Source organism: Streptomyces sp. CB03238 (genome assembly GCF_002099185.1).
In the GTDB taxonomy this organism is placed as follows: Bacteria; Actinomycetota; Actinomycetes; order Streptomycetales; family Streptomycetaceae; genus Streptomyces.
Genome location: NZ_NBCN01000012.1, coordinates 1 through 22,424 on the forward strand (window position 1 = coordinate 1; position 22,424 = coordinate 22,424).

General features: G+C 71.7%; 23 protein-coding genes. 9 read left to right on the top strand and 14 right to left on the bottom strand.

Annotated elements, in window-relative coordinates:
* Positions 1 to 245 precede the first annotated feature (245 nt).
* Positions 246 to 887: a DNA-3-methyladenine glycosylase gene (locus tag BKD26_RS22755; protein WP_084901246.1), complete on the bottom strand. Its 642-nt coding sequence runs from the start codon at positions 885 to 887 to the stop codon at positions 246 to 248.
* Between the two features lie 82 nt (positions 888 to 969).
* On the opposite strand from BKD26_RS22755, the gene BKD26_RS22760 reads away from it, so the two are divergent.
* The 3 genes from BKD26_RS22760 (at position 970) to BKD26_RS22770 (ending at position 3,010) form a co-directional block, all read left to right on the top strand.
* Positions 970 to 1,752 (top strand): sporulation protein, encoded by a 783-nt coding sequence (locus tag BKD26_RS22760; RefSeq protein WP_084901249.1) that lies wholly within the window; start codon positions 970 to 972, stop codon positions 1,750 to 1,752.
* Between the two features lie 50 nt (positions 1,753 to 1,802).
* On the top strand, positions 1,803 to 2,339 hold the full coding sequence (locus tag BKD26_RS22765) for a YbhB/YbcL family Raf kinase inhibitor-like protein (protein WP_084901713.1): 537 nt from the start codon (positions 1,803 to 1,805) through the stop codon (positions 2,337 to 2,339).
* Positions 2,340 to 2,503: 164 nt separating this feature from the next.
* Positions 2,504 to 3,010 carry an HNH endonuclease gene (locus tag BKD26_RS22770; RefSeq protein ID WP_084901253.1) on the top strand — a complete coding sequence of 169 codons (507 nt, stop codon included), beginning with the start codon at positions 2,504 to 2,506 and terminating at the stop codon, positions 3,008 to 3,010.
* 41 nt (positions 3,011 to 3,051) lie between these two features.
* Here BKD26_RS22770 and BKD26_RS22775 read toward each other — a convergent pair whose 3' ends face one another.
* From BKD26_RS22775 to BKD26_RS22795, 5 genes are all read right to left on the bottom strand, one after another.
* Complete coding sequence (locus tag BKD26_RS22775) at positions 3,052 to 3,264, bottom strand: DUF1272 domain-containing protein (RefSeq protein WP_084901255.1); 213 nt, start codon at positions 3,262 to 3,264, stop codon at positions 3,052 to 3,054.
* Positions 3,265 to 3,268: 4 nt separating this feature from the next.
* Complete coding sequence (locus tag BKD26_RS22780) at positions 3,269 to 4,039, bottom strand: sulfite exporter TauE/SafE family protein (RefSeq protein ID WP_084901258.1); 771 nt, start codon at positions 4,037 to 4,039, stop codon at positions 3,269 to 3,271.
* Positions 4,040 to 4,122: 83 nt separating this feature from the next.
* Complete coding sequence (locus BKD26_RS22785) at positions 4,123 to 5,148, bottom strand: SPFH domain-containing protein (protein WP_084901260.1); 1,026 nt, start codon at positions 5,146 to 5,148, stop codon at positions 4,123 to 4,125.
* Between the two features lie 144 nt (positions 5,149 to 5,292).
* Complete coding sequence (locus BKD26_RS22790) at positions 5,293 to 5,721, bottom strand: NfeD family protein (RefSeq protein WP_084901262.1); 429 nt, start codon at positions 5,719 to 5,721, stop codon at positions 5,293 to 5,295.
* A gap of 58 nt (positions 5,722 to 5,779) precedes the next feature.
* Complete coding sequence (locus tag BKD26_RS22795) at positions 5,780 to 6,571, bottom strand: ABC transporter ATP-binding protein (protein WP_084901264.1); 792 nt, start codon at positions 6,569 to 6,571, stop codon at positions 5,780 to 5,782.
* 151 nt (positions 6,572 to 6,722) lie between these two features.
* Between BKD26_RS22795 and BKD26_RS22800 the strand changes: the two genes are divergently transcribed.
* Positions 6,723 to 7,526, top strand: coding sequence for a hypothetical protein (locus BKD26_RS22800; RefSeq protein ID WP_084901265.1), 804 nt, complete (start codon positions 6,723 to 6,725; stop codon positions 7,524 to 7,526).
* A 591-nt stretch (positions 7,527 to 8,117) separates the two neighbouring features.
* On the opposite strand, the gene BKD26_RS22805 is transcribed toward BKD26_RS22800, so the two are convergent.
* The 3 genes from BKD26_RS22805 to BKD26_RS22815 form a co-directional block, all read right to left on the bottom strand.
* Positions 8,118 to 8,363 carry a chaplin gene (locus tag BKD26_RS22805; RefSeq protein WP_073752863.1) on the bottom strand — a complete coding sequence of 82 codons (246 nt, stop codon included), beginning with the start codon at positions 8,361 to 8,363 and terminating at the stop codon, positions 8,118 to 8,120.
* 156 nt (positions 8,364 to 8,519) lie between these two features.
* Positions 8,520 to 9,182, bottom strand: coding sequence for a response regulator transcription factor (locus tag BKD26_RS22810; RefSeq protein WP_277622406.1), 663 nt, complete (start codon positions 9,180 to 9,182; stop codon positions 8,520 to 8,522).
* The gene (locus tag BKD26_RS22815; RefSeq protein WP_084901268.1) at positions 9,175 to 10,341 is read right to left on the bottom strand and encodes a GAF domain-containing sensor histidine kinase; all 1,167 of its coding nucleotides are present in this window, start codon (positions 10,339 to 10,341) and stop codon (positions 9,175 to 9,177) included. The genes BKD26_RS22810 and BKD26_RS22815 overlap by 8 nt, the downstream gene beginning before the upstream one ends.
* 185 nt (positions 10,342 to 10,526) lie before the next feature.
* Between BKD26_RS22815 and BKD26_RS22820 the strand changes: the two genes are divergently transcribed.
* From BKD26_RS22820 to BKD26_RS22830, 3 genes are all read left to right on the top strand, one after another.
* Positions 10,527 to 11,228: an SDR family oxidoreductase gene (locus tag BKD26_RS22820; RefSeq protein WP_084901270.1), complete on the top strand. Its 702-nt coding sequence runs from the start codon at positions 10,527 to 10,529 to the stop codon at positions 11,226 to 11,228.
* Entirely contained in the window at positions 11,225 to 12,346 is a 1,122-nt protein-coding gene (locus BKD26_RS22825; protein WP_084901273.1) for an S-adenosylmethionine:tRNA ribosyltransferase-isomerase, read from the top strand. Before BKD26_RS22820 ends, BKD26_RS22825 begins: the two co-directional genes overlap by 4 nt.
* 303 nt (positions 12,347 to 12,649) lie before the next feature.
* A complete protein-coding gene (locus BKD26_RS22830) occupies positions 12,650 to 13,396 on the top strand; it encodes a transglycosylase SLT domain-containing protein (protein ID WP_084901275.1) in 747 nt (248 codons plus the stop codon).
* Between the two features lie 81 nt (positions 13,397 to 13,477).
* Here the strand turns inward: BKD26_RS22830 and BKD26_RS22835 are convergent, their stop codons facing one another.
* Positions 13,478 to 16,114, bottom strand: coding sequence for an FHA domain-containing protein (locus BKD26_RS22835; RefSeq protein ID WP_084901277.1), 2,637 nt, complete (start codon positions 16,112 to 16,114; stop codon positions 13,478 to 13,480).
* A 288-nt stretch (positions 16,115 to 16,402) separates the two neighbouring features.
* On the opposite strand from BKD26_RS22835, the gene BKD26_RS40450 reads away from it, so the two are divergent.
* Both BKD26_RS40450 and serB read left to right on the top strand, forming a co-directional pair.
* Positions 16,403 to 17,893: a streptophobe family protein gene (locus BKD26_RS40450; RefSeq protein WP_107417957.1), complete on the top strand. Its 1,491-nt coding sequence runs from the start codon at positions 16,403 to 16,405 to the stop codon at positions 17,891 to 17,893.
* Between the two features lie 809 nt (positions 17,894 to 18,702).
* The gene (gene serB, locus BKD26_RS22845) at positions 18,703 to 19,908 is read left to right on the top strand and encodes a phosphoserine phosphatase SerB (protein ID WP_084901281.1); all 1,206 of its coding nucleotides are present in this window, start codon (positions 18,703 to 18,705) and stop codon (positions 19,906 to 19,908) included.
* A 78-nt stretch (positions 19,909 to 19,986) separates the two neighbouring features.
* On the opposite strand, the gene BKD26_RS22850 is transcribed toward serB, so the two are convergent.
* The 4 genes from BKD26_RS22850 to BKD26_RS22860 all read right to left on the bottom strand — a co-directional run bounded on the left by BKD26_RS22850 (position 19,987) and on the right by BKD26_RS22860 (position 22,399).
* On the bottom strand, positions 19,987 to 20,505 hold the full coding sequence (locus BKD26_RS22850) for a histidine phosphatase family protein (protein WP_084901284.1): 519 nt from the start codon (positions 20,503 to 20,505) through the stop codon (positions 19,987 to 19,989).
* Between the two features lie 58 nt (positions 20,506 to 20,563).
* Positions 20,564 to 20,785, bottom strand: coding sequence for a hypothetical protein (locus tag BKD26_RS22855; RefSeq protein ID WP_084901287.1), 222 nt, complete (start codon positions 20,783 to 20,785; stop codon positions 20,564 to 20,566).
* A 184-nt stretch (positions 20,786 to 20,969) separates the two neighbouring features.
* Positions 20,970 to 21,089 carry an SGM_5486 family transporter-associated protein gene (locus BKD26_RS42075; RefSeq protein WP_274536108.1) on the bottom strand — a complete coding sequence of 40 codons (120 nt, stop codon included), beginning with the start codon at positions 21,087 to 21,089 and terminating at the stop codon, positions 20,970 to 20,972.
* Positions 21,090 to 21,106: 17 nt separating this feature from the next.
* The gene (locus tag BKD26_RS22860; protein WP_084901289.1) at positions 21,107 to 22,399 is read right to left on the bottom strand and encodes an MFS transporter; all 1,293 of its coding nucleotides are present in this window, start codon (positions 22,397 to 22,399) and stop codon (positions 21,107 to 21,109) included.
* Positions 22,400 to 22,424: the final 25 nt, after the last annotated feature.

Consider the following 22,424-nt stretch of genomic DNA (forward strand, 5'->3'; position numbering starts at 1 on the left):
CCGTTTCCGGTTCGGATTCAGTTCCCGGTGGCCGTTGGAGGGCCTTTGCCTTTCGGCGCTCCGCCACTTTAGACCATTTTCCCCGGCGACTCATAATCGAGCCGCTGAATTGGATTCCGGACACGCCGGAAGCCGACCCATTCGGGAAGTCGATCTTCGGTGGTGGATGGCTGCTCCTGGGGGTGCCTCGAACGGCAGCCCAGCTCCTGCAGCTCGGTAGACATTAGGCGCTTCAGTGCTCCAAGTCAAGCCCTCCTCCGGCGTGGTGCGTGGGCGCGGTACGGACTCACCGTGGGGTCGCCGTCGATCCAGAAGCGCCAGGGGTGCACGGCTCCGTCGCCGCCCACTCCGGTGCGGGGGCCGGTGCGGACCTGGTCGGGGGTGACCGGGGCTCCGATCAGTATCGAGAGAGGGGAGGCGGGGCCGGCGCAGGCGTCGGTGCCGTCCAGGGTGCGGTCGACGTCGAGGGCGGTGGCGAGGCGGGCGGGGCCTTTGGCCAGTTCCTTGTCGTACCGGGCTGAGAGTCGGCGTTTGCGGGCGAGCTCCTGGCCGACCCGTACCTCGCCGGCGCGCAGCAGGACGCCGCTCGCGGAGCCCTCGGGTCCGCACACCAGGTTCAGGCAGTGCCACATGCCGTAGGTGAAGTAGACGTAGGCGTGACCGGGCGGGCCGAACATCACGGCGTTTCGGGCGGTGCGGCCGCGGTAGGCGTGGGAGCCTGGGTCGGCTTCGCCCGCGTACGCCTCCACCTCGGTGAGGCGGAGCTCGATGGGGCCGTCGTCCGTCATGCGTACGAGGGTGCGGCCGAGCAGGTCCGGGGCGACCTCCAGTACGGGGCGGTCGAAGAAGGCCCGCGGCAGCGGCGTACGGTCGGAGCTCTCGATCATGTCGTACGAGCGTACTGGGAACCGGCCGCGGTCCTTCCGCGTATGCGCGTATGTAGGGGTCAGGATCCGAAAAGGAGTGAACATGGGGTTCAAGAAGCTGCTCGCGAGCCTGGGTGCGGGGGGCGCGTCCGTGGAGACGGTGCTCACCGAGGCAAACGTGGTGCCCGGTGGGGTCGTCCAGGGGGAGGTGCGTATCCAAGGCGGCTCGGTGGACCAGCGGATCGAGGGGCTGTCGGTCGGTCTGCAGGCCCGGGTCGAGGTCGAGGGCGGTGACCAGGAGGTCAAGCAGGACATCGAGTTCACGAAGGTGCGGCTCGGTGGGGCCTTCGAGGTGAAGGCGGGGGCGGTGCACGTGGTGCCGTTCGGTCTGGACATCCCCTGGGAGACGCCCGTCACGACCATCGCGGGGCAGCAGCTGCGCGGGATGGACATCGGTGTTTCGACGGAGCTGGAGATCGCGCGGGCGGTGGACTCCAGTGACCTGGACGCGATCAATGTGCATCCGCTGCCGGCGCAGCAGGCGATCCTGGATGCCTTCATCCAGCTGGGCTTCCGTTTCAAGAGCGCGGACATGGAGCGTGGGCACATCCGTGGGACGCGGCAGAAGCTGCCCTTCTACCAGGAGATCGAGTTCCTGCCGCCGCAGCAGTACCGGGGGCTGCACCAGGTGGAGCTGACGTTCGTCGCGGACGAGCGCGAGATGGACGTCGTCCTGGAGATGGACAAGAAGCCGGGGCTGTTCAGTGAGGGCAGTGACTCGTACCGGGCGTTCAAGGTGGGGCTGAACGACTTCCAGAACACCGACTGGGCCGCCTACCTCAACCAGTGGCTCGCCGATGTCGGTGGTCGTCGCAACTGGCTCTAGGCTCGTCGAAGCTCATCGGAGAGCAGGGAAACGGAGGTTCTGACGTGACCGTGACCGAGGGGAAAAGGGCGCCACTCCCTCATGACTTCCATCCGCAGGTGCCGTCGTTCACCGTGGTGAGCGATGACATCGCGCCGGAGGCCGTGCTGGCGGACGCGCAGGTCTACGCGAAGGGGAACACCTCGCCGCATCTGCGGTGGGAGGGTTTCCCGCCGGAGACCAAGAGCTTCGCCGTGACGTGCTTCGACCCGGACGCGCCGACCGGGAGCGGGTTCTGGCACTGGGTGCTGTTCGACATCCCGGCGTCGGTCACCGAGTTGCCGGCGGGTGTGGGCAGCGGGAAGTTCGAGGGGCTGCCCGAAGGGGCGGTGCACGTCCGTAACGACTACGGGTCGAAGGACTTCGGCGGTGCGGCGCCGCCGGCGGGCGAGGAGCACCGTTATGTCTTCACCGTGTACGCGGTGGACACCGAGAAGCTCGGGCCGGACGCGGACGCGTCGCCCGCCGTGGTCGGGTTCAACCTGCGGTTCCACACGCTGGCGCGGGCTCAGCTGATCGGTCATTACGCGGAACCGGCGGAGAGCTGATCGTTCGCTTTTTGTTTGCCCGCTCCTGGTCTTGGAGAGATCAGGAGCGGGCATCTTTCGTTGCGCACGGATATTGCGTTGTCCAACCCGGCGCGCCCGGCCAGAGTTGGTCCCAGCCCCAGGCCCGCCGACAGGGCGGGGCCGGCATACGGGAGGTGGGCAGGATGCGGGACACGCTGGTACTCAACGCGAGCTTCGAGCCGCTGTCGACGGTGACACTCAACCGTGCGGTGGTGCTTGTGCTTCAGGACAAGGCCGTTGTCGAGCAGGAGCATCCCCGTCTGCGCGTGCGGGCGGCCGCCGTCGAACTCCCGGTGCCTCGGGTGATCAGGCTGTGCAGGTACGTCAGGGTGCCGTTCCGAAGACAGGCCCCGTGGTCGAGGCGGGGTGTGCTGGTACGGGACCAGCACAGGTGCGCGTACTGCGGAAGGCGCGCGACGACCGTGGACCACGTGGTGCCGCGGGCGCAGGGCGGTGGGGACAACTGGCTGAACACGGTGGCGTCGTGCGCGGAGGACAATCACCGCAAGGCGGACCGTACGCCGGAGCAGGCGGGGATGCCGCTGCTGCACCAGCCGTTCATACCGTCGCCGGCGGACGCGATGCTGCTGGCGCTGGGGGTACGGAACCGGTCCGAGCTGCCCGATTGGCTGACGTCGGCGGCTGCGTGAGCCGCCGCGTACGACCGTGACCGTCCGGTGCCCGTCTCGCGTCAGGCCGAGGCGGGCTCCTTGCGTGTGGGGCGCTGGACGAGGTCGCCGCCGCAGTTGGGGCAGAGGTGGTTCATCGTCGTCGTACAGGCCGGGCAGAAGGTGCATTCGTAGCTGCAGATGTACGCGGTGGCGGTGGCGGTGGCGGTGGCGGTGGCGGTGGCGGTCAGGGACGCCTCGCAGCGTTCGCAGGTGTCGCGCATCTCCAGTGCCATGAGGTCATCCCCTGGTGGTGAGTTGGATGATCGCGAGGGTACCAACGACGATGATCACCGCGCGGAGGGCGGTCGGTGGGAGGCGGCGGCCGACTTTGGCGCCGATCTGGCCGCCGATGGTGGAGCCGACGGCGATCAGCAGCACCGCCGTCCAGTCGAAGTGGGCGACGAAGAGGAAGAAGAGCGCGGCGATGGTGTTGACGACGGCCGCGAGGATGTTCTTGGTGGCGTTGAGGCGCTGCAGCGTGTCGTGGAGCAGCATGCCCATGAGGGAGAGGTAGATGATCCCCTGGGCGGCGGTGAAGTAGCCGCCGTAGACGCTGGCGAAGAGGAGGCCGGCGAAGAGGAGCGGGCCGCCGTCGGGGTTGCCGTGGGTGCCCTCGCGGTCGCGGCGGCGCTGGACGGCCTTGGAGATGCGGGGTTGCAGGACGACCAGGACCAGGGCAAGGGCGACCAGGACCGGGACGATGGTCTCGAAGGCGGTGGCGGGCAGGAGGAGGAGCAGTATGGCTCCACCGAGTCCGCCGATGGCGGCGGCGACGCTCAGGCGCAGGACGCGGCGGCGCTGGCCGGTGAGTTCGGCGCGGTAGCCGATGGCGCCGCTGATGGAGCCGGGGATCAGGCCGAGGGCGTTGGAGACGGTGGCGGTGACCGGTGGGAGTCCGGTGGCGACGAGGACGGGGAAGGTGATCAGGGTTCCCGATCCGACGATCGTGTTGATCGTGCCGGCGCCGATGCCTGCGGCGAAGACGGCGAGCATCTCCCAGATCGTCACGCTGTGCCCTCGCCCTTCGTACAGGATCAGTGCTTGCAGGATTGGTGCCTGCTGCACTGATCATGCACGAAGGGGCGGGTGGGTCAGTCGACCGGGGGCTCTTCGCGGCGCTGTGCCGGGGGGCGTTCCTTGCCGGTGTCGACGGTGCCTGCGGTGCCTCCGCCGCCTCCCGTGCCTCCGCCGCCTCCCGTGCCTCCCGTGCCTCCCGTGCCTCCGGGGTTGAAGCCGGGGGCGCCGCTGCCGAAGTTGCCGAAGGCGCCGGAGAGGCCCTTGAGGGCGTCACCGATCTCGCTGGGGACGATCCAGAGCTTGTTGGCGTCGCCCTCGGCGATCTTCGGGAGCATCTGGAGGTACTGGTAGGACAGCAGCTTCTGGTCGGGGTCGCCGGCGTGGATGGCTTCGAAGACCGTACGCACGGCCTGCGCCTCGCCCTCGGCGCGGAGGGCGGCGGCCTTGGCCTCGCCTTCGGCGCGGAGGATCGCGGACTGCTTCTCACCCTCGGCGGTCAGGATCTGGGACTGGCGGATGCCTTCGGCGGTGAGGATCGCGGCGCGCTTGTCGCGGTCGGCGCGCATCTGCTTCTCCATCGAGTCCTGGATGGAGGTGGGCGGTTCGATGGCCTTGAGCTCGACGCGGTTGACGCGGATGCCCCACTTGCCGGTGGCTTCGTCGAGGACGCCACGGAGGGCGGCGTTGATCTCCTCGCGGGAGGTGAGGGTCCGCTCCAGGTCCATGCCGCCGATGATGTTGCGGAGGGTGGTGACGGTGAGCTGCTCGATCGCCTGGATGTAGCTGGCGACTTCGTAGGTCGCGGCGCGGGCGTCGGTCACCTGGTAGTAGATGACGGTGTCGATGTTCACCACCAGGTTGTCCTGGGTGATCACCGGCTGGGGCGGGAACGGGACGACCTGTTCGCGGAGGTCGATCCGGTTGCGGATCGAGTCGATGAACGGGACGACGATGTTCAGCCCCGCGTTGAGGGTGCGGGTGTAGCGGCCGAAGCGCTCGACGATGGCGGCGCTGGCTTGCGGGATGACCTGGATCGTCTTGATCAGGGCGATGAAGACGAGCACCACCAGGATGACCAGGACGATGATGACTGATGGCATCGTGTGTTCCCCGTGCCCTTCGCTGCCGGTTGTGTGCCGGTTCGTTGCCGGTTGGTTCGATGATCGAGTTTCGCAGACGGCGGGCTGTCCCGTGCGCCGTTCTGCGGGAGTTGGCCAGGTTGCGGCACCTGGCGCCTCGTCACATCACATCACTACTGCGGTCGCCCCGTCGATTTCGACGACGTCGACCTGCCGGCCCGGTTCGAAGGTCTGGTCGGCGTCGAGGGCACGGGCGGACCAGACCTCGCCGGCGAGCTTGATGCGGCCGCCGCTGCCGTCGACGCGTTCGAGCACGACGGCTTGACGGCCTCTCAGCGCGTCGACGTTCGTGGCGTGTTGGGGGCGTCCGTCCCTGTGGCGGGCCGCGATGGGGCGTACCACCGCGATGAGTGCGACGGAGACGGCGGCGAAGACCACCACTTGGGCCACCACGCCGAAGCCGAGGCCCGCGGTGACGGCTCCGGCGATCGCTCCGACGGACAGCATTCCGAATTCCGGCATCGCGGTAAGGACGAGGGGGATGCCGAGTCCCACCGCGCCGATCAGCCACCAGACCCATGCGTCGATGTCCACGTGGTCATGGTAGGACCGGGGGTCGGGTCTCGGACAGGGCGCGGGGGGACTCGTACGGTCAGGAGAGGGGCAGGCCCTGGGCGGTGTAGCGGTCCCCGACGCGTTCGACGACGAGCGGCAGACCGAAGCAGTGCGAGAGGTTGCGGGAGGTCAGTTCCATCTCGACGGGGCCGGCGGCGAGCACCTTGCCCTGACGGATCATCAGGACGTGGGTGAAGCCGGGCGGGATCTCCTCGACGTGGTGGGTGACCATGACCATGGAGGGCGCGTACGCGTCCCGGGCGAGGCGGCCGAGGCGGCGTACGAGGTCCTCGCGGCCGCCGAGGTCGAGGCCGGCGGCCGGCTCGTCGAGGAGCAGCAGCTCGGGGTCGGTCATCATGGCGCGGGCGATCAGGGTGCGCTTGCGCTCGCCCTCGGAGAGGGTGCCGAACTTGCGGTCCAGGAACTCGGTCATGCCGAGGCGGTCGAGGAAGGCGCGGGCGCGGTCCTCGTCGACGGCGTCGTAGTTCTCGTGCCAGGTCGCGGTCATGCCGTACGCGGCGGTGAGGACGGTCTGCAGGACGGTCTGGCGCTTGGGGAGCTTGTCGGCCATGGCGATGCCGGCCATGCCGATGCGGGGGCGGAGGTCGAAGACGTCGACCTTGCCGAGCTGGTCGCCCAGGATGCGGGCGGTGCCGGTGCTCGGGAAGAGGTAGCTGGACGCGACATTGAGGAGGGTGGTCTTGCCGGCGCCGTTGGGTCCGAGGATGACCCAGCGCTCGCCCTCCTTGACCGACCAGGAGACGTCGTCCACCAGAGCGCGTCCGTCGCGGACCACGGATACGTCCACCAGCTCCAGTACATCGCTCATGAGCGCGTTGTCTCCCCTATGCGGTCGAGTCTCGTCGTCGCTTGCGCCTGTGGGCGAAGCTCCCAGGGAAAACCTACGCCACCGGTGGCGGGGGTCGGCCCTTAGGGCCGGTTCCGGACAGTGGCCGGGCGGCAGTGCCTAGGGTGGGGGAATGCTTTCGGAACCACGTTCAGGACGGTTGGCCGCATGGGGGAACTCCCTGCTGGCCGGGTTGGTGTCGCCGGATGAGGCCGTGCTCGCGATTGTCGGGGACGACGCCGTGCACCGGGTGGAGGGGCTGCCGGGCGAGGAGGGGCCGGTCGGCCTGACGCTGGCGCTGGGGCGGCTGCGGGCGCTCGGGGTGGCCGGGTGGCGGGTGGCGCTGCCGGCGCCGGGGCATCCGCTGGGGCTGAGCGGGCCGCCGGAGTTCAACGCGCGGGCGCTGGAGGCGGAGGAGGCCGTCGTCGGGTACGGGGCGGGTTTCGGCCTCGTACCGGAGGTGTACGAGGCGGGGCCGGAGCCTGGGGACCTGCATGTGGAGGTCCTGTGGCACTGCCTGCCGGTGCGGGAGGCGCCGCCGGCGGACGTGCCGTCGCTCGGGGAGGCGGAGCGGGAGCTGGCGGAGGCGCTGCGGGACGCGACGGTGGTGCTGACGCGGCTGGACGTGGCGGCGTCGGGGCCGGTGGCGGAGGCGGCGCTGGACGCGTACCGGGCGCGGGCGGAGGCGGGGCGTGAGGTGCTGGCGCCGGGGTATCCGCCGCGGGCGGTGCGGGTACTGGAGCTGGCCCAGCGGGTGGGGCTGCTGATCTCGCTGGCGTACTCACCGGCGTACGGGACGGGGGGCGCGCACGGTGGGGCGGTGAGCGCGTCGGAGATGGCGGCCCGCGCGGAGGCGCTCCGGCCGGTGGAGCGGGTGGCACGGCGTGCGCAGGTGGCGGCGTTCAACGCGTGGGTGGAGGAACGCGAGCGGGGGTGAGGGGCGGGGCGGGGTGGCTTGTTCTGCGGGGCGGGGCGGGGTGGTCTGCCCGGTTCCGTCCCGTTGGTAGTTCCGGTCCGGGTCCGGTTCGTTCCGCCGGTCCGGGCCGCCGCCCGGTGTCCCCGTGCACCTGCGCCGGGTGCCGGCGGTGTGGGTGGCCGGGTTACGGATGCCGGGCGCCCGGGTGCCGGGGCGCGCCGTATGCGCTGGTGCCGGGGCGTGGGGCGTCGCCTTCCCCAGCCGCCCCTTCCCGACATCGGGGCTCCGCCCCGGACCCCTGTGCGCCTTCGGCGTAGCCCGCGGCCGCTGCGCGGGATGGTGGCCGTGGCGGCCGGCGCCACCGGGCGAGATGGCCGATGGAGGGGAGCCCGGACCTCGGTCCACCTGGCGGCCGTGAACTGGAGGCCGGGCATTGGGGTGAGGCCGGCGGCCTGGCTTGGGGGCTGGCCCCTTCGTACGCGGTCCCGCCGCCCGGACTGCCGGGGCCGGCCCTTGGGGCGCGGGCGGCCTGGGGTGGCGCTGCGCCCTTGGGGGTCCCGGGAAGGGGGGCGGCCCCCAGGTGGGGCTGGGGGCCGGGCAGGCGTTCCGGCGTCAGTGGTTGACGGCGGTGTTGCCGAAGGCCGGGTTCAGGGCGCCGATGACGTTGACGCTGTTGCCCGAGACGTTCACCGGGACGTGGACCGGGACCTGCACCAGGTTGCCGGAGCCGACGCCGGGCGATCCGATGGCCGCGCCGTCCGCGTGCGCGCCGCCGGTGGCGGACGCGGCACCCGCGGCGGCGGCGACCAGCCCACCGGCGGCGATGGTGACAGCAGCGGCCTTCTTCAGGTTCTTCACTTCGAGAATCCTCCGTTGACTATCGCTGCGGCGATCACCGCAGCACGCCATGGAGAACGCCCACGCGGCGCTCGGGTTGCGCCGAGTGGGTGACATACACACGACGGTATGAATCTCGTACCGGTGGAAGGCCTCGGATTGACGGGGCCCGCCGGGTCAGCCGGTCAAGCCGTGGCGGACCGCCCACAGCGCGGCCTGAGTGCGGTCGGCGAGATCCAGCTTCATCAGGATGTTGGAGACGTGCGTCTTGACGGTCTTCTCGGACAGGACCAGCGCGCGGGCGATCTCGCGGTTGGAACGCCCGTCGGCGATCAGGCCGAGGACTTCCCGCTCCCGCTCGGTGAGCGTGCTGCCGCGGCCCGTCGCGCCGTTCGCCTCCTCCTGGGAGAGGAGCGCCACGGCCACCTCCGGCTGGAGCAGGACATGGCCCGCGTGTACGGAGCGGATCGCGCCGGCCAGCGCGTCCGGGTCGACGTCCTTGTATACGTAACCCGACGCCCCCGCCCGCAGCGCGGGGATCACCGTGCGCTGCTCGGTGAAGCTGGTGACGATCAGCACCTTTGCCGGGTTGGCCAGCTCGCGCAGCTTGCGCAGGGCCTCGATGCCGTCCATGCCGGGCATCTTCACGTCCATCAGGACGACGTCGGGGCGGAGCTCCTCCGCGCGGGCCACGCCCTCGGCCCCGTCGCCCGCCTCCCCGACCACCTCTATGTCGTCCTGTACCTCGAGGAACGTGCGCAGCCCGCGACGGACCACCTGGTGGTCGTCGACCAGCAGGACACGGATCCCGGTCTTTGGATCGGGCACAGCGTCAGCCACCGGGGACCTCCATCTCGATCGTGGTGCCCTTGCCGGGCGCGGACTGGACGGTGAGCTTTCCGCCGACGCCTCCCGCCCGGTCCCGCATCGAGACCAGGCCGAGGTGCCGGCCGGCCCGGCGGACCGTGCGGGGTTCGAAACCCTTGCCGTTGTCGGTGACGCTGAGGAGCACGCCCTGACCGCGTCGTACGAGGGACACGGCGACCCGGTCGGCCCCGGAGTGGCGCAGGGCGTTGTGCAGTGCCTCCTGGGCGACCCGGAGCATGGCCTCTTCCTGGGCGGCGGGCAGGGCCCGTACACCGCAGCTGTCGAACGTGACGTGCGCGCTGTGGGCGCGGTCCAGGACCTGTATCTGCGTACGGAGGGTATGGACCAGGCCGTCCTCGTCCAGCGCGGCGGGGCGCAGCTCGACGACCGCGGCGCGCAGTTCGTCCGCGGCCTCGGCGGCGAGGGCGGCGACCTGCTGGAGCTCGCCCTTGGCGCGGGCCGGGTCGCGGTCGACGAGGGCGGCGGCCGCCTGGGCGGTGAGCCGCAGCGAGAAGAGCTTCTGGCTGACCGCGTCGTGCAGCTCGTGGGCGAGCCGGGAGCGCTCCTCGGCGATGGTCAGCTCGCGGCTGCGCTCGTACAGCCGGGCGTTGGTGAGGGCTATCGCGGCGTGCTGGGCGAGGATGCCGAGGAGTTCCTCGTCCTCCTCCGTGAAGCCGCAGCCGCCGTCGGGGGCGGGGCCGTTCGGGCAGCGTTTGTTGGCGAGGAACAGCGCGCCGATCGTCTCGTCGCCGTCCCGGACGGGCAGACCCAGGAAGTCGGACATGTCGGGGTGGGCGGAGGGCCAGCCCTCGAAGCGGGGGTCCTTGCGGACGTCGGCGAGGCGCTCGGGCTTCGCCTCGTGGAGCATCGCGGCGAGGATGCCGTGCTGGCGCGGCAGAGGGCCGATCGCCTTCCACTGCTCCTCGCTGACGCCGTCCACGACGAACTGGGCGAACCCGCCGTGGTCGTCGGGCACGCCCAGCGCCGCGTACTCGGCGTCGAGCAGCTCGCGGGCGGAGGCCACGATCGTCTTGAGGACGTCGCGCACCTCCAGGTGTCTGCTCATCGCGAGCAGCGCGGTGCTGACGGCGGCGAGGCCGGAGCGGGGCGATCCCTCTCGTCGATCGGTCATGCGTTCACGTTACCGGCGGGGTGTGACAGTCCGTATCGGACCGGGGACGGCGGCCGATTAGGGCGGAGGGCCTAGGTCGAAGTCCCCGGCGGGTCCCGGCCCTGGGCCGAGGCGGGGGCCGGGGGGCGGGTTCCAGGCTGAGGGCATCGGTTCTCTTTCGGTTCTACGTTCTCAGGGGATGGGTCATGGCTGTCGCGATCATCACGGGTGCTTCGAAGGGGCTGGGGCGGGCGCTGGCCGTCGCCCTCGCCCGGCAGGGCTGGGATCTGGTGCTGGACGCCAGGACCGCCTCCGTACTGGAGGAGAGCGCACGGGAGGCGCGGACGCACGGGACGCGGGTGGTGGCGCTGCCCGGGGACGTCACCGACGGGTGGCACCGGGGTGCGCTGGTGGCCGCGGCGCGGGAGCTGGGCGGGCTGGACCTGCTGGTGAGCAATGCGAGCGCGCTGGGCGCCGAGCCGCTCGTACGGCTGGACGCGCATTCGTTGGAGGGGTTCCGGACGGCGCTGGAGACGAATGTGGTCGCCGCGCTCGGGCTCGTACAGGAGGCGCTGCCGCTGTTGCGGGCGAGCGGGGCGGGGGCGGTGATCGCGGTGAGTTCGGACGCGGCGGCGGAGGCGTACGAGACGTGGGGCGGGTACGGGGCGTCGAAGGCGGCGCTGGACCACCTGGCGGCGGTGCTGGCCGTGGAGGAGCCGGAGCTGAAGGTGTGGGCGGTGGACCCGGGTGACATGCGGACGGATCTGTACCAGGCCGCCGTGCCGGTCGACGACGATACGGGCCGGCCGTTGCCCGAGTCCGTGGTGCCGGGCTTCCTGCGGCTGCTGGCGGAACGGCCGGCGAGCGGACGGTACGCGGCGGCCGCCCTGCTGGGGGTGGGCGCGTGAGCGTGCTGGAGGCGCTTCGGGTGCCGGAGGAGCTGTCCGCGCGGGTGCCTGCCGAGCAGCGGGGCGCGGGGCGGGACGACGTACGGCTGATGGTGTCGCGCGGGCTCGCCGTGTCTCACCACGCGTTCCGGGAGCTGCCGGGGCTGCTGCGGGCCGGGGACGTGCTGGTGGTGAACACGTCGCCGACGCTGGCCGCGGCGGTGACCGGGCGCCTGGGCGGGGACGGTGGCGAGCTCGTCGTCGTGCACTTCTCCACGCGCGGGGACGACGGGCGGTGGGCGGTGGAGCTGCGGGACCCGGACGGGCGGGGCAGTACGCGGCCACGGCCCGGCGGCCCGGCGGGCGCGGTGGTGCGGCTGCCCGGCGGGGCACAGCTGGTGCTGGAGGAGCCGCTGGGTTCGGGCGGGGCGGGGGCCGGTGGTGCTTCTGAGGTGGGCTCCGGCGGGGCGGGCTCCGGCGGGGCCGGACGGTTGTGGTGGGGGGCCGTTTCGGTGGGTGTGCCGGGGCTGCTGGCCGGGTACGGGCGTCCCATCCGGTACGGCTACACGGAGCGGGACCAGCCGCTGGCCGCGTACCAGACCGTCTTCGCGCGGCCGTCCCGGGACGGCTCGGGCTCCGCGGAGATGCCGAGTGCGGCGCGGCCCTTCACGGCGGGGATGGTGGCGGAGCTGGTGAGCCGGGGCGTGCAGTTCGCGCCGGTGACGCTGCACACGGGTGTGGCGTCGGCGGAGGCGCACGAGCCGCCGTACCCGGAGCGGTTCGAGGTGCCGGCGGCCACCGCGTGGCTGGTCGGCGCGGCGCGGGCCGGTGGCGGCCGGATCGTGGCCGTGGGGACGACGGCGGTGCGGGCGCTGGAGTCGGCGGTGGGTGCCGACGGCGTCGTACGACCGGCGTCGGGCTGGACGGACCTGGTGGTCACACCGCGGCGTGGGGTGCGTGCCGTGGACGGGCTGCTGACCGGGCTGCACGAGCCGGAGGCGTCGCATCTGCTGATGCTGGAGGCGATCGCGGGGAGGGAGGCGCTGGGCCGTGCGTACACCGAGGCGCTGAGGCGGCTCTACCTCTGGCACGAGTTCGGCGACGTCCACCTCATACTCCCGGATGAGGGGCCTCACTGAGCGCATTGCGCGTGCAACAGATGGTGAGACTGTTACGTGCCCGATGTGAGCCCGCGCATAGGACGTAGGTCACTTACGAACGTGTCTAGTTGGTGCCATAAAGGGCAGATCAGTGCTGGCCCAGCGGGTGACGGGAGGGTCCGGTGGCTCTCTCCGGCACCCGCTGATCCACTACCCGGCTTCGTACGTCACACCTTTGCCTCTGCATTTTGCGCCAGCTAAGAATTGCAGCCGTCGCCCGCCGAGCAGGCGAAGCGCCGCCCTGGCCTTGCGACGTCCCGCGATTCGAAGAGGTACGACTGCATGTCCGCGTCCAGCACCCGCCCCGGCTTCAGCCGTCTCAAGAAGAACCACAAGCTTTCCCTCGCCGGCATTGCCACGCTGAGCGCCGCCGCGCTCGCGTTCTCCGTCGTTCCGGGCAACGACGCCGCCGCCGAGACGGAGCCGCAGGCTGTCGCCGCCGCCCCTGCTGCCGCTCCGGTCGCGCTCACGAACACGCTCAGCAGCGCGCAGAACAAGCCGCTGCACCTCGGCATCACCGAGCAGCAGACCACCATCGAGCTGAAGGCCAAGGCCGACGCCGCCGCCGCGAAGGCCAAGGCGCAGGCCGCCGCCGCCGCGAAGGCGCAGGCCGCCGCTGCCGCCAAGGCGAAGGCCGAGGCCGCCGCGAAGAAGCGCGCCGCCGCCAAGGCCGCCGCGAGCCGCGCCGCCGCCCGCAAGCCGGTGTTCGCCAACAACCTCGACGGCTGGATCCGTGAGGCGCTCTTCATCATGAAGAAGAACAACATCCCGGGTACCTACGAGGGCATCCACCGCAACATCATCCGGGAGTCCAGCGGTAACCCGAACGCGATCAACAACTGGGACATCAACGCCATCAACGGCGTCCCGTCGATCGGTCTGCTCCAGGTCATCAAGCCGACCTTCGACGCGTACCACGTCCCGGGCACCAAGAAGAGCCAGTGGGACCCGGTCGCCAACATCGTCGCCGCCTGCAACTACGCGGCCGACCGGTACGGCTCCATGGACAACGTGAACAGCGCCTACTGAGGCCTCTGAGCCGGTTCATCCGTGCCGAAGGGCGGCACCCCGTGCGGGTGCCGCCCTTCGGCGCGGTGCTGCTGCCACGTACTACTTGCGCATGACCTCCGGCTCGTGGCGGCGCAGCAGGCGCGCCACGATCACGCCGCAGATGGCGCCGAGCGCCAGGAGCGCGCCCATGTCGACCATCCACTGCCCCAGCTCGTGGTCCCACAGCGGGTCCGTGTCGGTGGGGTCGTCCTGGTTGGGGAACAGGACGTTGAGCTGCGCGGTCGTTCCGGCGGCGGCGACGGCCCAGCGGGACGGCATCAGGTACGAGAACTCGTTGACACCGACCTGGCCGTGCAGCGTGAACAGGCAGCCGGTGAAGACGACCTGGATGATCGCGAACATCACCAGCAGCGGCATCGTCTTCTCGGCGGTCTTCACCAGCGAGGAGATGATCAGGCCGAACATCATCGAGGTGAAGCCGAGGGCCATGATCGGCAGACTCAGTTCGAGCCGGACGGCGGAGGAGCCGAAGAGCAGGCCCTCGTCCGGTACGTCGCGGAGGCCGAAGCCGATGCCACCGATGATCGCGCCCTGGATGACCGTGATCACACCGAGGACGATCACCTTCGACATCAGGTACGCCGAACGTGACAGGCCCGTGGCCCGTTCCCGTTCATAGATGACTCGTTCCTTGATCAGTTCTCGTACGGAGTTGGCGGCACCGGCGAAGCAGGCGCCCACCGCGAGGATCAGCAGGATCGTCGCCGCGCTGCCGTTCGGGCCGCGGGGGCTCGGCCTGAGCCCGTAGTCGGAGCTGATCAGCGTACTGACCACGCCCAGGACGGCCGGGAGTATCACCATCAGGGCGAGGAAGCCGCGGTCGGAGGCGATGACGGACACGTACCGGCGGATCAGGGTCCACAGCTGCGCGCCCCAGCTCTGCGGCTTGGGCGGGCGCATCGACTGGGCCGACGGCATCTCCACCGACTGCGGGGCGACGGCGTCGATGTCCGCGGCGTACATCTGGTAGTGCTGCGAGCCCTTCCAGCGGCCCGCCCAGTCGTAGTCGCGGTAGTTCTCGAACGCGGAGAAGACGTCGGCCCACGTCTCGTAGCCGAAGAAGTTGAGCGCCTCCTCCGGCGGGCCGAAGTACGCCACCGAGCCACCGGGCGCCATGACCAGCAGCTTGTCGCAGAGCGCCAGCTCGGCGACGGAGTGGGTGACGACGAGCACCGTACGGCCGTCGTCGGCCAGGCCGCGCAGCAGCTGCATGACGTCGCGGTCCATGCCCGGGTCGAGGCCGGAGGTCGGCTCGTCCAGGAAGATGAGGGACGGCTTGGTCAGCAGCTCCAGGGCGACGGAGACGCGCTTGCGCTGGCCGCCGGAGAGGGCGGTGATCTTCTTGGTCTTGTGGATGTCGAGCTTCAGCTCGCGCAGGACCTCGTCGATCCGCGCCTCGCGCTCCTGCTCGGTGGTGTCCGCGGGGAAGCGGAGCTTCGCGGCGTACTTGAGCGCGGTGCGGACGGTCAGCTCCTTGTGCAGGATGTCGTCCTGCGGGACCAGACCGATGCGCTGGCGGAGCTCGGCGAACTGCTTGTACAGGTTCCGGTTGTCGTAGAGGACGTCACCCTGGTTGGCGGGGCGGTAGCCGGTGAGCGCCTTGAGCAGGGTCGACTTGCCGGAACCGGACGGGCCGATGACCGCGATCAGCGACTTCTCCGGGACGCCGAAGGAGACGTCCTTCAGGATTTGCTTGCCGCCGTCGACCGTGACGGTGAGGTGGCGGGCGGAGAAGGAGATCTCGCCGGTGTCGACGAACTCCTCGAGCCGGTCGCCGACGAGGCGGAACGTCGAGTGACCGACGCCGACGATGTCGTTCGGGCCGATGAGCGCCGAGCCGGACTTGGCGAGCGGCTGGCCGTTGACGTACGTGCCGTTGTGCGAGCCGAGGTCGCGGATCTCGAAGCGGCCGTCGGGTGTGGCGTGGAACTCCGCGTGGTGGCGCGAGACCTGGAGGTCGGAGACGACCAGTTCGTTCTCGAGCGCACGACCGATGCGCATGACGCGGCCCAGCGCCAGCTGGTGGAAGGTGGTGGGGCTGCGCTCGGCGTGCACCGGCGCGGCTCCGGCCGGCGCGGCGCCGCCGCCCTGGCCCGGGATCTTCTGGGCGTACTGCTCGGCGGAGCCGGTGGGGCCCGGGTGGCCCGGGTGGCCGTGCTGGCCCGGGTGCACGGCGGGGCCGGGCTGCTGGTGCGGGACGTGCGGCTGCTGAGGCTGCTGAGGCGGCTGCTGGGGCCAGCCCTGTGGCTGCTGTGGCTGATGGTGAGGCGGCTGCTGGTGAGGCGCGGCCGGGGCCTGCTGCTGCCAGGCCTGCGGGGCCTGGGCTTGCGAGGCCTGGGCCTGCGGGGCGGCGGCCTGTGCGCTGTACGCGCCCGCTCCGGCCGCGGCACCGGTCAGACTCAGCCGGGGACCGTCGGTCGCGTTGCCGAGGTGCACGGCGGAGCCGGGGCCGATCTCCATCTGGTGGATCCGCTGGCCCTGCACATACGTGCCGTTGGTGGAGCCGTGGTCCTCGATGACCCAACTACGGCTGTTCCAGCTGATCGTGGCGTGCCGCCACGAAACCCTGGCGTCGTCGATCACCAGGTCGCCCTGCGGATCACGTCCGAGGGTGTACGACCTGGACGGATCGAGAGCCCAGGTCCTTCCGTTCAATTCCAGTACGAGTTCCGGCACTCCATGCCCCACTACTTGTCCCCCGAGTTCCCCCCGTCGCAGGGAGTCTAGGGATGGCGAACATCGGGGGGAACTATTTCAGGCCCGGCGCCGGAATCGAAAGTCGGGCGGTGTGAAGACAGCGCGCAGACGCCCCGCCACCCTGCTTCCCTGTGCCGCCGACTCGCCCCCGACTCGCCGTTGACTCAGGAGAAATACGCCCGGAGAGTGGTAAGCACCCATGAGTACGCACGGATCATGCGTGAATGGGGCAACCCGGTACGGATCACGGGTCTTTCGGGGGTCCTTATGCACAAGGACGGCGGTGGCGGGGGTATCCGGTGGGGCGATGTGATCCTGGCCTCGCTCGCCGCCGTGGGCTGGGCGCTGGTGGGGATGGCGGGCGTCGCGGCGCTCGGCCTGCACCTGCTGGGGGCGGCTCCGGCGGGTGCGCTCGGGCCGATGACGGCGGCCGTGGTGGTGCTCGGGGTGGGCGGTTCGGTGACGCCGTGGGGCGATGTGTCCGTGTTCGGTGGGGAACGCGCGGCGGCCGGGGTGGCCGTCGACATCACGCCGCTGGGCGTGGGCCTCGTCGGGGCGCTGCTGCTGTCGTACGTGTTCCTGCGGTCGTTGCGGGCGGCGGCGGGGCCCGCGTACGTGTCGGGGGCTGAACTCGCGGCCCGGGTGGGTGTGTTGGTGGCGGCGTTCGTCGCTGTGGCCGGTGGGCCGGTGTGGGCGGGTCGCGGCGTCATCCCGGTTGACGGGGAGTCACTGGGGGTCGGGGGTGTCGGGGACCTCGTGGGCGGGAAGGCGTCGGTGGGTTTCCGGGTGGACGTGGCGGAATCGTTGGCGGGTGCGGCCTGCTGGGCGCTGGGGGTGGTGCTGCTCGCCCTGCTCGCGTCGCCCCCTGCGCCGTTGCCGCCGGGGCGCGGCTGGGACGCGGTACGGCGCGTGGTGCGGCCCGCCGCCTCCACGCTCGTGACGGTCGCGGTGGTGGCGGTGGCCGCGGGGTGGGCGGCGGCGGCGTACGCGGCGGTCGGTGACGACCATCCGGGGCGGGTGGTGGGCGCCGCGCTGCTCGGCGCGCCGAACGGGGTGTGGCTCGGGGTGGCCGTCGGGCTCTTCGTGCCCTGGGAGGGGCGGGCGTCGGGCGGGCTGGCGGGGGCGTTGCCGGACCCGTTGGGTGATCTGCTGCGGGTGTCGTCCGGCGAGCCCGTGACGGTGGGGCGGCTGGCCGGACTGGATCGGGGCGTGTGGCTGTTGGTGGGCGCGGCAGGGCTGCTGATGCTGGGCGCGGGTGTGCTGACGGCGGTGCGTACGGCGCGGGGTGGGCTCGGTGCGGTGGCGTTCGCGGGGCGGTGCGCTGTGCGGCTGGCGGCGGTGACGGCGGCTGGGCTGCCGTTGGTGGTGGGGCTGGCGGGGGTGTCGGCGGGCGCGTCGCTGTCGGTGTTGGGGGTGGACGGGTTCGGTGGGGTCGACGTCGGTGGGGTCGACGGGGTCGTGGAGCTGCGGGGCGACGGGGGCATGGCGGTGTTGTTGGGTGCGCTGTGGGGCGGGGCGGCGGGCGGCGCCGGGGCGCTGCTGGCGTATGGGGCGGGGGTGGCGGGGCGCGCGGCGTCGTTGCCGCCGGTGGCCCGGGCGGTGCCGTGGGGCCCGGGAGCGCCGGGGCCGTACACCCCCTCGGTGCCGTACCGGCCGCCGAACCCCGACACGAACCCGTACCTGCGGCTGCCGGATCCCGGCTGCCCTCCGGAGGGCCGGGCGGACGGGTGGCCGGAGCGGGGGCGGCCGGGCGGTTGAGGTGGGCGGCTTGTCCCCCACCCCGCCCCTTCCCGAAACCGGGTGCTCCGCCCCCGGCACGCGGCGGTTGTGCACCGCGTGGACGGGCGCGGGGTGCGCGTCCACGTGGACAGCCTCGTGCAGCACGGCAGCGGGACGCCGCCCGACCGCCGGGCCAACCGCGTGCAGCCTCGTGCCGCTCCGGCGACGGACCCGCAGGTACGGGCGCTGCCCCGGCAACGTCGGCCGCTGGACGCCGCGCAGTCCAGGACCGCCGGTGCCACCGGAGGGGTGCCCTGGTCCAAGGGCCGCAGGCGCGGCCGACCTGGGCCGCCGGGGCGGCGGACCCGGGCGCCGGGGCGGCCGGTGAGGCACACGGCCCCGGCTAGGGGCGTGGTCCGAGGCCGCGTGCGGCGGACCTCGGCCGCTCGGCCGCCGGGGCGGCGGGCGGCGCCGGGTCTCGGCCGACGGCACCGCGAGCGGCAAGCCTCGGCCGCCGGGCGGCGGGTCTCGGCCGACGGCACGGCGGGCGGCGGGTCTTGGCCGGCGGCACGGTCCAGGGGCTCACCGCCTCCCGTGGGGCGTGGTCCAAGGCCGCCCGGGCAGCAGGCTTCGGGCGCGCCGGGGCGGCTGGTAGTGGGCGTACGGGGCGCGCCGCGTGGGGGCTCCTGGGTCGCTCGGCACGGACCCGGCGCCGGGGGTGCGGGGCGCGCGGATGGAGGGTCCCGGTCGGCGAGGACCGGTCCGGGGGGCCCGGATGCGGGGCGGGGTGTCCGGTGGTCGGGACGGGGCGCGCCCGGGAGCGTGGGGGCCGATACGGTGGGGGGACCATGAGCGCATCGCAGACCTCTGACGTTCCCACCCTTCTCGTCAAGATTTTCGGGAAGGACCGCCCCGGGATCACCGCCGGGCTGTTCGACACCCTGGCCGCCTTCTCCGTAGATGTCGTCGACATCGAGCAGGTCGTCACCCGTGGCCGCATCGTCCTGTGCGCGCTCGTCACGGAGCCGACCGTGAGCACCGAGGGGGAGCTGCGGGCCACCGTGCACAGCTGGGCCGAGTCCCTGAAGCTTCAGGCGGAGATCATTTCCGGTACGGGTGACAACCGGCCGCGCGGCTCGGGGCGGTCGCACGTCACCGTGCTCGGGCACCCCCTGACGGCCGAGGACACGGCGGCAATAGCGGCCACGATCACCGGGACCGGCGGCAACATCGACCGTATCTTCCGGCTGGCGAAGTACCCGGTGACGGCTGTGGAGTTCGCGGTGTCGGGCACGGAGACGGCGCCTTTGCGCACCGCGCTGGCCACCCAGGCCCATGAGATCGGCGTGGACGTGGCGGTGGTGTCGGCGGGTCTGCACCGCCGGGCGCAGCGGCTGGTCGTCATGGACGTGGACTCGACGCTCATCCAGGACGAGGTGATCGAGCTCTTCGCGGCCCACGCCGGCTGTGAGGAGCAGGTCGCCGAGGTGACGGCGCGGGCGATGCGCGGGGAGCTGGACTTCGAGCAGTCGCTGCACGCGCGCGTGGCGCTGCTCGCCGGGCTGGACGAGTCGGTCGTGGACAAGGTGCGGTCGGAGGTCAGGCTGACCTCGGGCGCGCGCACCCTGATCCGTACGCTGAAGCGGCTCGGGTACCAGGTGGGTGTGGTGTCGGGCGGGTTCACCCAGGTCACGGACGACCTGAAGGTGCGGCTGGGGCTGGACTTCGCGTCGGCCAACACGCTGGAGATCGTGGACGGCAAGCTGACCGGACGGGTGACCGGCGAGGTCGTCGACCGGGCGGGGAAGGCGCGGCTGCTTCGCCGGTTCGCCGCCGAGGCCGGCGTACCGCTCGCTCAGACGGTGGCGATCGGCGATGGCGCCAACGACCTGGACATGCTGAACACGGCCGGTCTGGGTGTGGCCTTCAACGCCAAGCCGGTGGTCCGCAAGGCGGCCCACACCGCCGTCAATGTGCCGTTCCTGGACACTGTGCTGTATCTGCTGGGCATCACCCGCGAAGAGGTCGAGGCCGCGGACGCCGACCAGGTCTAGGGGTGAGGACCCCTGACACGAGGAGGCCCGGTCACACGGGGCGCTTTCCGGTGGCCGGGCCTTTGACGTGTACGGGGGTTACTCGTGGGGCGCCCAGTAGCTCAGCAGCTTGCCCACGCCGTGTTCCACGGACTTCCAGGAGCCGCTGAAGCCGACGACGGCGAAGGCGGAGGTGGGGAAGCCACCCCGGTTCATCCGGGCGAGTGTGTCGCCGTCGGCCCGGCCGGCGAGGGCGTCGGCGACGGCGTGCACGCCCGGGTTGTGTCCGATGACCAGGAGGTCGTTCACTTCTTCCGGGGTCTCGTTGAGCAGCGCGAGGATGTCGCCGAGTGAGGCTTCGTAGAGCCGCTCCTCGTACACGGTCTTGGGGCGCTGTGGGAGCTCCTGGACCGCCAGCTTCCATGTCTCGCGGGTCCTGGCCGCGGTCGAGCACAGGGCCAGATCGAAGGTGATGCCGGTCTCGGCGAGCCGGCGGCCGGCCACGGGGGCGTCCTTGCGGCCTCGCTCGGCGAGCGGCCGCTCGTGGTCGGACACCTGGGGCCAGTCGGCCTTCGCATGCCGGAGTAGCACGATCCTGCGGGGTGTATCGACGCTCATGCTCCCCAGCTTCGCATGAAACACGCCATGGAGCGGTGGGTGTTGAGCAGCTTGCCCACTACCGCGCGAGCGTGTGCTGGATCTGCTCAAGGATGCGGCCCACCGCCAGGTCACCACCCGCCGCGTGCGCCTCACCGCCCCCGGTTATCAGGCCGAAGAGGACGGCGAAGGCGAGTACGGGCAGTGCCACGGCCCACCAGGGCAGCCACGTGCCGTCAGTGCTGCTGCCGGTGATGGTGGTGGTGGCGTGCGTCCGTTGCGGGTGTGTACGGGCCGGCATGGCCGCCTCCGTGGGTCCGTGATGCCGAGGTCGAAGTGGTGTCAACGCTACGGATCATGAGCCGCCGCGCCCATCCGGCAATCCACCCACTTCACCCTGACCCTGGCCCCCTAGGGGATGGTGGGGGCAGCCCCACCACCCCGGTCACGGCCCGGGTCCCGGCTCCCCGGTCCCGGCTCCCCGGTCACGGCGAGGCGATGGACGCGACGATTCCGATGACCACGCCGATCGCCAGCATCGCGCCGAGCACGATGAGGAGCTTCTTCTGGCCGTTCTGAGGGTTCGGGTCGAGCACAGGCTGCATGGGACAAGTCTCGCACCTCAGGCTTCGTCCTCGATCGTCCGGTCCCGCCCGGCGATGATCCCCACGATCACCTGGGGCACCATCAGCCCCGTCATCAGCGCGAGGGGGGTCCCCCAGCCGCCGCTGTGCTCGTAGAGGGCACCGACCAGCGTGGGCCCGGGGATGGAGATGAGGTAGCCGACGCTCTGGGCGAAGGCGGAGAGCCGTACAACCCCGCCTCCGGTCCGCGAGCGCATGCCGATCATGGTGAGGGCGAGCGGGAAGGCGCAGTTGGAGACGCCCAGGAGCAGCGCCCAGGCCCACGCCCCGGCCGCCGGAGCGAAGTGCAGTCCGGCGTATCCGCTCAGTCCGCACAGGCCGAGGGCGACGACGATGGGGCCCTGGTTCTTCATGCGGGTGGCGAGCCGGGGGATGACGAAGGCGAGCGGCACGCCCATCACCATGGTCACGGCGAGCAGCACTCCGGCGGTGCCGGCGGAGACCCCGGCGTCGCGGAAGATCTGCGGCATCCAGCCCATGGTGATGTACGCGCCGGTGGCCTGGAGGCCGAAGAAGCAGGCCAGTGCCCAGGCCGTGCGGCTGCGGGTGATCCTTATGGCGGGGGTTTCCTCCGGGGTGTCCGTCCCGGGGGTGGCCGTGTCGTCCCCGCTGCCCCGGTTGCGTACCAGCGGGAGCCAGGCCACGACGGCGAGGGCGCCGAGGACCGCCCACACGGCGAGCCCGGTGCGCCAGTTGCCGCCGAGCGCGTCGGTGACCGGGACGGTCGCGGCGGCCGCGAGGGACGTGCCGAGGGCGAGGGCCATCGAGTAGAGGCCCGTCATGGTGCCGACGCGGTCGGGGAAGTACCGCTTGACGATGACCGGCATCAGGACGTTGCTGACGGCTATGCCCATCAGGGCGAGGGCGCTGGCGGCCAGGAAGGCGGCCGTACCGCCGGCGAACGGGCGGATGACCAGGCCGGCGGTGATGGCCGCCATGCCGGCGAAGACGACGGCGCCGGGGCCGAAGCGCCGGGCGAGCCGGGGCGCGGTGATGCCGAAGACGGCGAAGCACAGCGGCGGTACGGAGGTGAGGACGCCGGCGACGCCACCGCTCATGTGCAGCCCGTCCCGCACCTCTTCGAGGAGGGCGCCGAGGCTGGTGATGGCGGGGCGGAGGTTGAGCGCGGCGAGGACGAGCCCGACGATCAGGAGCCGGGTGAGCCACACCGCGCTCGTGGGCCGGGTTCCGGCCTGGTCCGGCGTAGATGCGGGGGCGGAGGTGGGGGTACGTGCTGGGGTGAGGGTGGGGGTCTGCGGCTCGTCGGACATGGGCCCATCATAGAATCATGGGATG